At 63.1% G+C, this 12908-nt stretch carries 10 protein-coding genes and 1 tRNA gene; 6 read left to right on the plus strand and 5 right to left on the minus strand.

Annotation, left to right across the window (positions count from 1 at the left end):
- Position 1: 1 nt before the first annotated feature.
- On the minus strand, positions 2-2725 hold the full coding sequence (gene mutS / locus KR49_RS08540; RefSeq protein ID WP_043694115.1) for a DNA mismatch repair protein MutS: 2724 nt from the start codon (positions 2723-2725) through the stop codon (positions 2-4).
- Positions 2726-2836: 111 nt separating this feature from the next.
- Between mutS and psbZ the strand changes: the two genes are divergently transcribed.
- From psbZ to KR49_RS08555, 3 genes are all read left to right on the plus strand, one after another.
- Positions 2837-3025 carry a photosystem II reaction center protein PsbZ gene (psbZ, locus tag KR49_RS08545; RefSeq protein WP_043694118.1) on the plus strand — a complete coding sequence of 63 codons (189 nt, stop codon included), beginning with the start codon at positions 2837-2839 and terminating at the stop codon, positions 3023-3025.
- Positions 3026-3032: 7 nt separating this feature from the next.
- A complete protein-coding gene (ribH, locus tag KR49_RS08550; RefSeq protein ID WP_043694121.1) occupies positions 3033-3518 on the plus strand; it encodes a 6,7-dimethyl-8-ribityllumazine synthase in 486 nt (161 codons plus the stop codon).
- A 64-nt stretch (positions 3519-3582) separates the two neighbouring features.
- Positions 3583-3654: transfer RNA gene (locus KR49_RS08555), tRNA-Gly, on the plus strand.
- On the opposite strand, the gene KR49_RS13030 is transcribed toward KR49_RS08555, so the two are convergent.
- Positions 3646-4113, minus strand: a complete 468-nt coding sequence (locus KR49_RS13030) for a GNAT family N-acetyltransferase (protein ID WP_052378322.1) — start codon at positions 4111-4113, stop codon at positions 3646-3648. The genes KR49_RS08555 and KR49_RS13030 overlap by 9 nt on opposite strands.
- 25 nt (positions 4114-4138) lie before the next feature.
- Between KR49_RS13030 and KR49_RS08565 the strand changes: the two genes are divergently transcribed.
- Entirely contained in the window at positions 4139-5386 is a 1248-nt protein-coding gene (locus KR49_RS08565; RefSeq protein WP_043694128.1) for an HlyD family efflux transporter periplasmic adaptor subunit, read from the plus strand.
- 3 nt (positions 5387-5389) lie between these two features.
- Here KR49_RS08565 and KR49_RS08570 read toward each other — a convergent pair whose 3' ends face one another.
- Positions 5390-6055: a methyltransferase domain-containing protein gene (locus tag KR49_RS08570; RefSeq protein ID WP_043694131.1), complete on the minus strand. Its 666-nt coding sequence runs from the start codon at positions 6053-6055 to the stop codon at positions 5390-5392.
- A gap of 49 nt (positions 6056-6104) precedes the next feature.
- Between KR49_RS08570 and KR49_RS08575 the strand changes: the two genes are divergently transcribed.
- Positions 6105-6887: a peptidylprolyl isomerase gene (locus KR49_RS08575; protein ID WP_043694134.1), complete on the plus strand. Its 783-nt coding sequence runs from the start codon at positions 6105-6107 to the stop codon at positions 6885-6887.
- Positions 6888-6891: 4 nt separating this feature from the next.
- Positions 6892-9870 carry a peptidase domain-containing ABC transporter gene (locus KR49_RS08580; RefSeq protein ID WP_043694137.1) on the plus strand — a complete coding sequence of 993 codons (2979 nt, stop codon included), beginning with the start codon at positions 6892-6894 and terminating at the stop codon, positions 9868-9870.
- A gap of 468 nt (positions 9871-10338) precedes the next feature.
- On the opposite strand, the gene KR49_RS08585 is transcribed toward KR49_RS08580, so the two are convergent.
- Together KR49_RS08585 and KR49_RS08590 are read right to left on the minus strand one after the other, a co-directional pair.
- Complete coding sequence (locus KR49_RS08585) at positions 10339-11610, minus strand: hypothetical protein (RefSeq protein ID WP_043694140.1); 1272 nt, start codon at positions 11608-11610, stop codon at positions 10339-10341.
- Between the two features lie 60 nt (positions 11611-11670).
- Complete coding sequence (locus tag KR49_RS08590) at positions 11671-12858, minus strand: glycosyltransferase (RefSeq protein ID WP_043694142.1); 1188 nt, start codon at positions 12856-12858, stop codon at positions 11671-11673.
- Positions 12859-12908 lie beyond the last annotated feature (50 nt).

Here is a 12908-nt window from a genome sequence, read left to right on the forward strand (position 1 = left end):
GTCAGGCGGCCACAGGCAGGTTGTCCTGATCGAGACGATCGAGAACCTGCCGGGCCCGCAGCACCACGCTGGGGGGCACACCGGCGAGTCGGGCTGCCTCGATGCCGTAGCTGCGGCTGGCGCCACCGGCACTCACTTTGTGCAGGAACACCAGGTCATCGCCGGTCTCCTCCACCAGCACCTGGAAATTCACCACGTTGCTCCGTTCCCGTGAGAGGGCGTTGAGCTCGTGATAGTGGGTGGCGAACACGGTGCGGGCCTGCAGATCGCCCGCCAGGTGCTCGCTCACGGCCCAGGCGATCGAGAGACCATCAAAGGTGGCGGTGCCGCGGCCGATCTCATCGAGCAGCACCAGGGAGCGGTCTGTGGCGTGGTGAAGGATGTTGGCGGTCTCCGCCATCTCCACCATGAAGGTGGACTGGCCGGCCGCCAGATCATCCACGGCGCCGACGCGGGTGAAGATGCGATCCGCCAGGCCGATGCGCGCCGACCGCGCCGGCACCCAGCTGCCCACCTGGGCCAGCAGCTGGATCAGCCCGAGCTGCCGCAGATAGCAGCTTTTGCCGCTGGCATTGGGGCCGGTGAGCACCACCAGGTCCTGGCCATCCCCGAGGGTCACGTCGTTGGGGGTGAAGGCTCGCTCCACCAGCAGCTGCTCCACCACGGGATGGCGCGATTCCTCCAGTTTCAGCACCCGGTCGTCGCTGATCTGCGGGCAGCAGTAACCGCTGGTGGCGGCCACCTCCGCCAGGCCGCAGAGGGCGTCGAGGGCCGCCACGGCCCGGGCGGCGCGACGGATGGCTTCCGCTTCCGCCCCCACCTGCAGCCGCAGCTGACAGAACAGGTCGTATTCGCGTTGGCAGGCGCGGGCCCTCAGCTGGAAGATGCGCCCCTCCCGCTCCTTCAGGTCTGGCGTGATGAAGCGTTCCTCGTTGGCCAGGGTCTGGCGGCGGATCCAGTGGTCCGGCACGGCGGTGGCCTTGGCTTTGCTCACCGCCAGGAAGTAGCCGAAGGTGCGGTGGTATTGGAGCCTGAGGTTGTTGTTGCCGCTGAGGCGGCGTTCCTGCTGCTCCTGCTGCGCCAGCCAGGCGTCCTGGTCGTCGAGCTGATTGCGCAAGCCGTCCAGCAGCGGGTCGACTCCGTCGTGGATCAGGCCTCCATCGTTGAGGGAGAGAGGAGGTGTCTCGAGCAGTTGTTCCCGGATGCTGCTGGCCAATGCCGAGAGCGCCGGATCCAGGGCCTGCAGCAGCGCGATGCCGTCGGGCAGCGGAGCGGCATCGCTCTCCAGCAACGTCGCCAGCCGCGGCAGGCGTTCGAGGCCATCGGCGATCGCCACCAGATCACGGGCACCGGCATGGCCTGCGCCGGCGCGTCCCGCCAGCCGTTCGAGATCGCCCATCGGTCGCAGCAACCGGCGGATCGCCTGCCGCTGACGGCGTTGCTCCACCAGCCGGCCGATCAGTTGCTGGCGGGCTTCGATGGCAGCCCGCTGCATCAGGGGTGCCTCGATCCAGCGCCGCAGGCTGCGGCCTCCCATGGCGGTGAGGCTGCGGTCCACCGCCCAGAGCAGGGAGCCCTGGAACTGGCCGTCCCGCTGGGTGGCCGTGAGTTCCAGGTTGCGGCGGGTCTGAGCATCCAGCACCAGGGCGTCGCCGCTGTGCACGATGTGAGGCCGCTCCAGCGGCACCCGGCTGGCTTCCTCGAGGGGCTGGGTGTCGCGCAGATAGGCCAGCAGGCCGCCGGTGGCCCGCAGCGCCAGGGGAAGCTCCTGCAGGCCCAGACCGTCGATGGTGGCCAGCTGGTAGTGCTGCAGCAGTGCCTGCTCGGCTTCCGGCCGGCTGAAGGGCGTGCTGGGCATCGGGGTGAGCTGCAGCCGATCGGGGCACCAGGCCGGTCGCTCGCCGGGTTCGCTCCAGAGCAGTTCGGAGGCCTCCAGCCGGCTCAGTTCCTGATGCAGGCTGTCGCTGCCGTGGCGCTGCATCAGCTGCACCTCGCCGGTGCTCACATCGGCGCTCACCAGCCCCCATCGGAACGGCGTCTGCCGGGTGGCCGGCTCCACCACCACGGCCGCCAGCCAGTTGTTGCGGCGGGCACTGAGCAGCCCCTCCTCCAGCACGGTGCCGGGGGTGAGCACCCGGGTGATGTCCCGTTTCAGCAGGGCTCCCTTGGCCGGGGTGGTCTCCAGCTGATCGCAGAGGGCCACGCAGCAGCCGCGGCGAATCAGTTCGGCGCAGTAGCGCTCGGCGGCGTGATGAGGAATGCCCGCCATCGGCACACGGCCGATGGCTTTGCCCCCCTCCTTGCCGGTGAGCGTGAGTTCCAGCAGGCGGGAGAGCTGGATCGCATCCTCGAAGAAGCACTCGAAGAAGTCCCCGAGGCGATAAAGCAGCACCCGCTCGGGGTGGGCCGCCTTCAGCTCCACGTAATGGCGCAGCATCGGCGTCAGCTGCTGCGGATCCACCTGGCTGTGGTGGGCCCAGGCGGGCAGGTCGTCGTCGTCTTCTTCGTTCTCGTCCGGCGTGCCAGCGGTGTCCGGGCTGGGGGCGCTCGGCTCCGGCTGCCGGCGGCTGCGGGGTCTGGCGGCGGCATCGGCCCCGAGGGCCGCGTCGCTGAGGTCGCCGGCGGCGTCAGAGGCTGGCTCCGCTGCGGCCTGAGCCGGTTCCGGTTCGCCGAACAGGCTGCCCTGCAGGGCCAGTTCCGGCTGGGGATCAGCGGATCTCGGCACGGTTGCTCGGACGCAGGCCCGATCGTAGGGGCGTCGGCTTGTGAAGACTGCCGAAACCGCTCTCAGGCCGCGGGTCCGTCATGTGAGAATCGCCCCACGACCGGTTCACCCATGCAGTACCTCAACACCCTCACCGTGTTTGCCCTCGTGGTGGCGTCCTTCGCTCTAATCGTTGCGGTGCCGGTGCTGTATGCCTCCAGTGAGGACAGCGGCCGTTCCAATCGGCTGATCCTTCTGGGCAGTGCCGTGTGGGTGGCCCTCGTTCTGCTCAACTGGGGAGTGAGCTTCTTCGTCGTCTGAGGACCGTATGGCCACCTTCGAGGGACGTTTCACCGATGCGTCGGGACTGCGCATCGCCGTCGTGGTGGCCCGTTTCAATGATCTGGTCACTGGCAAGCTGCTGAGTGGCTGCCTGGATTGCCTGGCCCGTCATGGCGTGGATACGTCGGCGACGAGCTCCCAGCTGGATGTGGCCTGGGTGCCCGGATCCTTCGAGCTGCCTGTTGTCTCTCAGCAGCTGGCCCGCAGCGGCCGTTACCAGGTGCTGATCACCCTCGGAGCGGTGATTCGCGGCGATACCCCCCACTTCGATGTGGTGGTGGCGGAATCGAGCAAGGGCATCGCCGCTGTGGCGCGCGACACCGGGGTGCCGGTGATCTTCGGGGTGCTCACCACCGACACGATGCAGCAGGCCCTGGAGCGGGCGGGCATCAAGAGCAACCTGGGCTGGTCCTACGGCCTGCAGGCGCTGGAGATGGGATCCCTGATGGCGTCGCTGTCTGCGGCTGATTGACCAGCGGCCCCGCCGTGGTGCATGATCTTCTGGTCGCAGGGAACACACCCCGCACAGGCGACCTGCGGATGTAGCTCAGTGGTAGAGCATCTCCTTGCCAAGGAGAGGGTCGAGAGTTCGAATCTCTTCATCCGCTTGTTTGACGCCGCCGGATCAGCAGCTGCTGAGGCTCGGCATTGCTGAACCCCAGCTGCTGGTAGAAACCGGCGCTGTTGGTGGTCATCAGGTAGATGCGCTCCACCTCCTGCAGGTCTGGTGCTTCCAGCAGCGCTTCCACCACGCGGCGCCCGAGGCCGCGGCCCTGAAGATCTCCGGCCACCACGATGTCCCAGAGCACGGCGCGGTAGCGCCCGTCGCTGGCGGCCCGCCCGAAGCCCACCAGCCGCTTGCCGCGCCAGAGGCTCACCACCACCGGACTGCCGGCCAGCATCCGGCGCAGATCGCCGCTGGAGCGCTGACGGGCCCAGAAGGCGTGCTTATTGAACAGGCGCTGCAGTTTCAGCAGCCCCCGGCTCGGCCGCAGGCCCGGACCCAGGCCCAGCCAGCGCAGGCCGGGGGCACCGGGGGCATGACGGACCAGGCGGAAGCGTGTCATCCGTCCATCTTTCCAGCGCGCCGGAATGGGCGTCCTAAGGTCGCTGGCGCGCATCCTTTCCCTGGCTCTGGCTGATAAATCCCGCAACGGCTCCGGCTCCAGCGAGCTGGCCACCACCCAGCCGGCGGATCTCACCCTGAAGCAGCAGGCCGGGGACGCGGCCAACCGCTGGCTGGCCCGCAACCGCTCGTTGGTGCTGCGTCAGACTCCGGTCTGGGCCCAGGGTTTTGCGGCCCTGATGGTGGGTCTGGGCACGGTGGTGGTGATCGGCAGCGTCGTCTTCCGCATCGATGAAGTCGTGTCGGTGCAGGGGCAGCTGAAATCGATCGGCGGCACCGTCGAGGTGAAGACACCCGCCGGTGGCCGGGTTGCTGAGGTGCTGTTCAAAGACGGAGACCTGGTCAGCAAGGGGCAGTTGCTGCTGCGTTTCGACACCCGTCAGGCCGCGGATCAGAAAGCCACCCTCACCCGCCTGATCGCTCTGGAAGAGCAGGAGCTCACCAGCCGGTTGAACACGCTGGCGGGTCAGCTGACCATGCTCGACGGGCGTGAAGCGGTGCTTCAGAAGAAACTGGACACCAAGATCACGATCACCGATGAGCTCTCCAAGCTGGCCGAACAGGGTGGCTATCAGCGTCTGACGCTGCTGGAGCAGATGGACCAGCTCTACGAGCTGCGGCGTCAGCTCACGGAAGTGAACGAGCAGAAGGGCCAGATCAGCCTCGAGGCCGATCAGATGAAGCTTGAGAGCCGCAAAAGTATCGATCAGATGCGCAACAGCCTTCGCCAGGCGGAGCTGCAACTGCAGTACCAGACGGTGTTTGCCCCGGCAGCCGGCGTGGTGTTCGATCCCAAGGCCCGGGCTGAGGGGGTGATTGCCCCTGGGGAGCGCATCCTTTCGATCGTTCCGCAGCAGGGTCTGTATGCCGAGGTGTTTGTGCCGAACAAGGACATCGGCTTTGTGAAGACGGGCCAGAAAGCCAAGGTGCGTGTGGATGCCTTCCCCTTCAGCCGCTACGGCGAACTGGATGGGGAAGTGAGCCAGATCGCCGCTGATGCCCTGCCGCCGGACGACAAACTCGGCTTCTACCGCTTCCCGGTGAAGCTGCGGCTCAACCGGTCCTTCCTGGAGAGCAAGGAGACGACGATCCCCTTGCAGGCGGGCATGGCGATCACCAGTAACCTGAAGCTGCGGGAGAAGCGGGTGATCAGTCTGATCAGCGATCTGCTGGTGGATCAGACCGACAGCGTCCGCAGCATCCGCCAGCAGTAGCTCTCAACCGCGCTCAACCAACCCCTCCAGCACTCCCCCGAGTGATTGCAGGTTGTAGATCTTCAGTTTGTTGAGGAAGCCGTACATCAACGGCAGCACCTGCGGGGAGTGGGCGGCGCCCACCACCAGCTTCTGGGCCGGCCCCGCTTTGTGCAGGATCGGGAAGGTGGCCAGGCACGGGAACAGCTGGGCCAGGCGCGTGGTCCACCACTCCGGTGGTGCCAGCAGGATGTGGGCATTGCGGCCATCCGCCAGCGTTTTCACCGCGGGCTGCAGATCGATCACCAGATAGCAGAAACGGCGGGTGAGGCCGTGAATCTCCCGCAGCACGGCATCGATGCTGTCCATCTCGATGTGTTCCAGCACATCCAGGCACGTCAGCACATCCACCGGTGTGGCCGGCAGCTGGGCGTACTGCTCCACCGCGGGGTCATACCCCTTCACGCTGATGGATGGCGGCAACTCCCGGCGCAGCCGTTCGACCAGCATTCCTTTGCCAGTGCCGTAGTCGAGCACCGAATCGCAGACCCCGAGCTCATGCATGCGCACCAGAGCGGTGGGCAGATGGGTGGCGAAGCCGCTGGCATCGGCCCGGTTGCCGTATTTCTCGTCCTGAGCATGCAGGGTCTGGTTCAGCTGGCGCTGGTGGTCGCTGATCAGCTCTGCCATGACCTGTTGACCCCTTGTCGTCTGCCGATGAGGTGCGATCCTCTCACCCATGGCTGATTCCACCCCATCCCTGCTGGATCCGCGTCCGGATCAGTGGTTGCTGCCGGAGCGTCTGCAACGGCTTCAGGATGATCTCGGAGGGTCCGCCCCCTTTCTGGCGCTGAGTGGTCAGTTATCGCCAACCCTCGACTACTGGCTGCGCAAGGAAACCGCTCTGGAACTGATGGCCGAGCCTGGGGCCTGGGTGGATTGCGAGCAGGAGCTGGATGCGCTCGAAGCGGCCTGGCGGGAGAAGATCGATCCGGCGGAGCGCGGTCTCAGCGATGCCCAGCTACGACTGAAGCTTGCCGTGGCACCGGGTTGCCAGCGTTGGGTTGAATGGCAGTGGGGCCGGCGTCTGGAAACGTTGTTCCTCGAGCGCAAGCAACAGCTGGATCAGGCCAGCTGCCGGCTGCTGCGTCTCAGCAGCAAACCGCTGGCCATGGAGCTGTATCACCAGGTGCGGGCTGGAGAGGCCAGCTTTGAGCATGTGGCGGCTGAGCATGGGGAGGGGCCGGAGCGGCTGCAGGGCGGCTTGCTGAAGCTGCAGCCGCTCGGGCGGATGCCGGCGGGGTTGGGGCCGCTGCTCGAGAAGCTGACGCCTGGGGAGCTCACGATGCCGTTGCGATTGGGAGACCAGGTGGCCCTGGTGCAGTTGGTGGAGTTCCGCGCCGCCTGTTTCGATGCAGCCACCCGCACGCAGCTGCTGCAGCAGGAGCTGCAGCAGTGGCTCAAGCAGATGCTTCCCGTTGTGCAGGCTCACTTAATCTCCATCGATCGTCTCGCCTCCTGAACCGTTGAGCGTCGCCTCCACCAGCCCGCTGGATCAGCTGCTCCAGCAGGTGGCACGGCAGTCGCCCTTTTCGGATCTGGATCCCAAGCAACGGGCCGATTGGTTTGCTGGCGCCAGTCTTCTCAAGCTGGTCGCCGGTGAACGCCTGTTGCGGCCGGATCAGCTGCCCCAGCAGGTGTTGCTGCTGGTGAAGGGGGAGGTGCGCTTGCTGGTGGAAGACCCCACCGATCGGCGTCCGATCACCTTGGAGAAACAGGGAAAAGGGCAGCTGCTGGGCTGGAGTTCATTGCTGCGGGGGGCGGCCTGTGAATGGGTGAGCGCCAGCAGCGAGGTGGTGGTGCTCGCCTTGCCAGCGGAGGGTTTCATTCAGGCGGTGAAGCAGTCGGCCGCCTTCGCCGGGTTCTTTGCCTCGATGGGGTCTTTGCAGGAAAGCCATCGCATCGCGTTGGCGTCTGTTGCCCTGTTGCCCCGGCGGCCGGAGGGCTGGCAGGAGGATCTGGACGAGCGCCTCGAGCAGGCCCAGGCCTGCAGCCTGTCGCCCGGGGTGCCCTTTTCCCCACCGCAGGCCGGATCCGCCGCTGATCTGATCTGGCATCTGAGCAGCGAGGGGGTGCCGGGCTGGCCGGTGGGGGCGGTGGTTTCGGAGGGCACGGTGCTGCCGGATCGCCCTGGATTCCAACTGGCCTATCGCTGCGTCGGCCTGCCGGAGCAGGGTCTGCTGCCTGCCTCCGAGCAGTTGGTGACCCTGGCCAGCAGTGCGGTGGCGGTGGAGGAGGAGAGCGCACCGGCGAGCCTGCAGCAACTGGGGATTCTTGAGGATGATGCCCTTGAGGATGCGGACCGGGTGCCGATCGTGCGCGGTCGCGGGCAGCTGGCGGAAGCCTTGGCGGTGTGCGAAATGGTGGCGCTGCAGCAGCGGGTGCCGTTCCGGCGCGATGCGCTTCAGAAGGTGCTGGAAGACCAGTTCCGGCGCGACAAGGCGCTTTCGTTGGAGCTGCTTGCCGGCCTGTGTGAACTGCTGGGCTTGAACAGCCAGCTGGCGGAGACCGAGGCTCGCCATCTGGTGGGTGTGGAGATGCCGGCGCTGCTGTTGCTGGAGGGCATCCCCGTGGTGTTCTACGGATTGCGTAAGGACGCCGTCCTGCTCGGACACCCCCACAAGGGATTGCTGCGGCGGCCGATCGCGGAGGTGCAGCAGCAGCTGGGGGATCGCTTCCGCTTCGTGTTGCCGCGACGGGTGGCCAGCACCCCCACCAGCCGTTTCGGCTGGAGCTGGTTCACGCCGATGCTCGGGAAGTACCGCAATGCTCTGATTCTGGTGTTTGTGGCCTCGCTGCTGGCCCAGTTGTTCGGGCTGGGTGTGCCGCTGATGATCCAGCAGCTGATCGACAAAGTGCTCAGTCAGGGCAACCTCAGCAGCCTCAATGTGCTGGGCACGGTGATGATCCTGATGGCCCTGTTCCAGGGGGTGCTCACGGCTCTGCGCACCTACATCTTTGTGGACACCACCGATCGGATGGATCTCACGCTGGGGTCGGCGGTGATCGATCGCTTGCTGGCGCTGCCGCTGACGTATTTCGAGAAACGTCCGGTGGGAGAACTGAGTCAGCGCTTAGGGGAACTGAACACGATCCGCAGCTTTCTCACCGGCACGGCGCTGGTGAGTGTGTTGAACATCATTTTTGCGGCGCTTTACCTGGTGGTGATGCTGCTTTATTCGCCGCTGCTCACGGCCGTGGCGTTGAGCACCTTGCCGCTGTATCTGCTGATTGTGTTCGGTGTGGCACCGATCTACAAGAACCTGATCCGCAAACGGGCGATTGCCCAGGCCCGCACCCAGAGCCACCTGATTGAGGTGCTGGGCGGCATTCAAACGGTGAAAGCTCAGCATTTCGAGCTCACGGCCCGCTGGAAATGGCAAGACCGTTATCGCCACTTCGTGGATGAGGGATTCCGCAGCGTGGCGCTTGGTGCCACCGCCGGGGAAGTGGGTAATTTCCTCAATCAACTCAGCGGCCTGATGGTGCTCTGGGTGGGCATGTGGCTGGTGCTCCAGGGCGATCTCACCCTGGGCATGTTGATTGCCTTCCGCATCATCAGCGGCAACGTCACCGGTCCCTTGTTGCAGTTGGCTGGTCTGTACCAGGGCTTCCAGGGGGTTCAGCTGGCGATGGAACGCCTCAGCGACATCCTTGATCAAAATCCGGAACTGGCGCGGGCGGATGATCTCGATCAGATCGCGATGCCGGCGATTGCCGGTGAGGTGCGTTTCGAGAAGGTGAGTTTTCGCTTCGGGCGCAGTGGCCCCTATCAGGTGGAAGATGTTTCCGTCAGGATCGTGCCGGGAAGTTTTGTGGGTGTGGTGGGCCAGAGCGGCAGCGGCAAGAGCACGTTGATGAAACTGCTGCCGCGGCTGTATGACCCGGATAAGGGAGGGATCTACATCGATGATTACGACATCGCCAAGGTGAATCTTTCCAGCCTGCGTCGTCAGATCGGCATCGTGCCTCAGGATTCACTGTTGTTTGAAGGAACGATCGCTGAAAATATTGCTTTGAATGATCCCCAGGCCAGCACCGATGCGATCATTGCCGCTGCAAAGATCGCCTGCGCCCACGAGTTCATCATGGCCTTGGGCCAGGGTTATGCGACGTCATTGGCAGAACGGGGCAGCAACCTGTCCGGCGGACAGCGCCAGCGGATTGCCATTGCTCGCACAATTCTGGCGAACCCGCAATTGCTGGTGATGGATGAAGCCACCAGTGCGCTTGATTACAATACTGAGCGCCAGCTATGCCTGAATCTGCAGGAGTGGGCGGCGGGTCGCACGGTGTTTTTCATCACCCATCGTCTCAGTTCGATCAAGAACAGCGACCAGATTCTGGTGATGCACCAGTCTCGCCTAGTGGAACAAGGCTCCCATGGCGACTTGATGCAATTGAATGGGCGCTATGCGGCGTTGTATCAGCAGCAAGGGGAGTAGACGCACTATTGAATTAGTGATTTTTGTTCAGGAGGGTATGACTGGCTGGAGCCTTTTGTGATTATCAGAAAAAGGCAGGGCTTTCCATTGCTGTGATTCAAGCCCCCCCCTGCAATTGCATCTCTTTAGCGGGCTTTAGCAATATCTCTGCTCATGGAATCGGGCCATCTCGAGTTATTAGCTGGCGTTAAACCCTCTGTCTGAAAAGATGGAGGGAAAATCGAAGCCAAGTCAAAAAATAAAAGCTTCACTCATTATGGATAGAAAAATGGGCGAAACTGCCCAGTGCTGTTGATGGAAACCCCTCGGTTCTCGGTTGTTGAAGCCGTTGGGTGAATTTGAGCATTATCTCTGTTCATGGCATGGGGGCTCGTCTTAAAGAATTGGCTGATATTAAAAAACCCCCACCTTTTACAGGTGGGGGAGAAAATGAAGCTCGATCAATGATGCAAGCTTCAGACTAATGAATCAAATGATGACGTTAATACCGCCAGTTGTTGTTGCCGCAGCAAGGGAAGCGACATTGGAACCACTGTTGAACTTGACGATCAAGTCATCATCCAAGCCAGCAGATCCGCCTTGAATGAAGACGTAGGAGTCGTTTGCGAAATCGAAAGCAACAGCCTTACCTTTGCCAGTGACTTGTTCAAGTTTGTCAATAGTTTCAACGGTTGCAGTAAATGCGCCTCCGCTGAGAACTTTGTTGATGGCACTGATTTTGCCATCAGTAACTTCAATGCCGGTTGTTACACTAGTGCCTGAAGTAACTTCAAGCTTGAAGTTGGCTACAACCGACACTGCAGAATTTACCAGCAGGGTTGTGTTACCACCAACAGTGACGTCGTCAGTGTTGAAGTAGTTGGATTCGGTTGCTGTGTTGAACTTCAGCGTGCTACCTGCTGCAGCAAGCTTGATCGTGTCAGCAGCGTTACCACCGATGATCGTGCCGCCGCCAACACCGGAAACGGTGATGTTGTCGAAGCCCTTGCCACCTGCGATGACATTCTCACCCAGGCCAGAGACGAAAATCTTGTCAGCACCTTTGCCGCCACCGATCGTGGAGCCTGTGCCAGGCATTCCGTTGATGGTGATGGTGTCGAAGCCAGCGTTGCCGTTGATGTAGCTGCCGGTCTTGATGCTATCAGCGCTGATCACGTCGTAGCCATTGTCACCGTTGACGGTGCTCTTGGCGCCCAGCGAGTCGCTCAGGCTGATGACGTCAGCTTTGTCACCACCGAAGATGTCGACTTCACCCAGATCTGCGCCGCCTACAACGGTGATTGTGTCGAGGCCCTTGCCGCCGCCGATGTAGCTGCTGCCACCCCATGTGCCACCGGAGATGGTGATGGCGTCGTGGCCAGCGTTGCCGCCGACGCTGATCTGATCACCGGCAATGGCGTGCAGCTGAATGGTGTCCTTGCCGGATCCACCCTTGGCCACAAAAACGTTGACGCCTGCTGCGTTGCTGAGGATCACTTCGTCGTGATCAGCGCCGCCACCGAAGAAGTTGCTGCTCTTGACGGTGCTGCCGCTGAAGTCAACGCTCAGAACGTCATTGCCCCGATTCATCATGAAATCGGTGGACTGGTAGGTCCCGCCGCTGCCGAGAGTGATCGTGTCGTTGCCGTCGTTACCGATCAGCGTTGAAGCGCTGATGCCACCTTTTTCGTAGACGACTGTGTCGTTCTCAGTCGTCCCCCTGGTGACCTGACCGGGGGTAGTGATCAAAAAGTTCGCCATGGAGGAGGAAGAGATAACTAAAAAGCTCCGGCCGGAGGGTAAGAAAAAGAGATGAACGAGTCAATCAGAAGTGGTCAGATCCGCACCAGCCACAGCCGCCCAGAAGGCCAGGCTGGACCTGCGATCCAGTTGCTTCTGAATATCGGCTGAGAGTTTGGGGGTTCGGTTGATCGGGCTCAAAAGCCGCGCTGCGCTCGTCCTGAGAAATCCCGGACGGCGATGATCCACCAATTCGGCACTGCCCTCGCCGCAGAAATCACGCACCGGGGCGACGTCGCTGGCGAGCAACGGGCAGCCGCAGGCGAGGGCCTCCATCAGGCTCCAGCTCACCACGAACGGCTGCGTGAGATAGACGTGGCACCAGCTGCTTTGCAGCCATCTCACGTAGCGTTCCAGGGGCAGGTAACCCAGCCAGCTCACAGAGCCACTGACGCCCTGACGTTCGAGAAATGCCCTGGCCCAGTTCCCCCAGCTTCCCTCGGGAGGTTTGGCGCCGCCATAGTTCATCTCATCGGTGCCGGCGATTTCGATCCGCCACTGCGGTTGGTCGGCCAGCAACCCTGGAAGCTCACGGATGAACTGCGGGAAGCAGCGCATCGGTTCCATTCCCCTGGTGCCGTAGGTCAGCAGTGGGGTGGGCGAGCGATGGGCTGGCTCCGGTTGAAACACCGACAGATCCACCCCATCGAAGATCACCTGGCAGCGATGTTGCAGTGAGGGCGGCAACTGAGCCCGCTGCCAGGGGGTGGGGGAAACGATGTGATCAGCGGCGACCAGTTCCAGCGCCAGCGCCTGATTGCGCAGCCACAGGTTGGAACCGGAGGCGGGTGTCAGCCCCAGTTCCTGATTAGAGGCATCGTGATGCAGAAGAGCACTGCCCGGGTCAAACCACCACTCCAGATAGGCGATGTGACGGCAGTCGGGCCAGATGGTTTTCACCGTCAAGCCGCACCCCCAGCCGCTGTGACTGATCACCACATCCGGTATCCAACCCGCCGCCTTGAGCTGCTCTAGGCCGCCGCGGTACTGCTCGGCCACTTTCTGGCTGCGTTGGTGTTGATCCAGCTGCAGTTGTTCCAGCGCCTCGTGGCCGCCGCCACCCTTCAGGCAGAGCCGCTCCACGCCAGGAAGGCTACGGCCGTAGTGGGTCTGGCAGAGAAACCTCACCTCATGGCCCGATTCTGCGAAGGCGGCGGCGAGGTACTTGAACTGGCCCGGGAAGTTGGGATGCAGGAACAGAAAGCGCATGACGTTCAGCTGCTCCGTTGGTCAACCATGCTGAACTGACAGTGCTTTTG

The organism is Synechococcus sp. KORDI-49 (assembly GCF_000737575.1).
Lineage (GTDB): Bacteria > Cyanobacteriota > Cyanobacteriia > PCC-6307 > Cyanobiaceae > Parasynechococcus.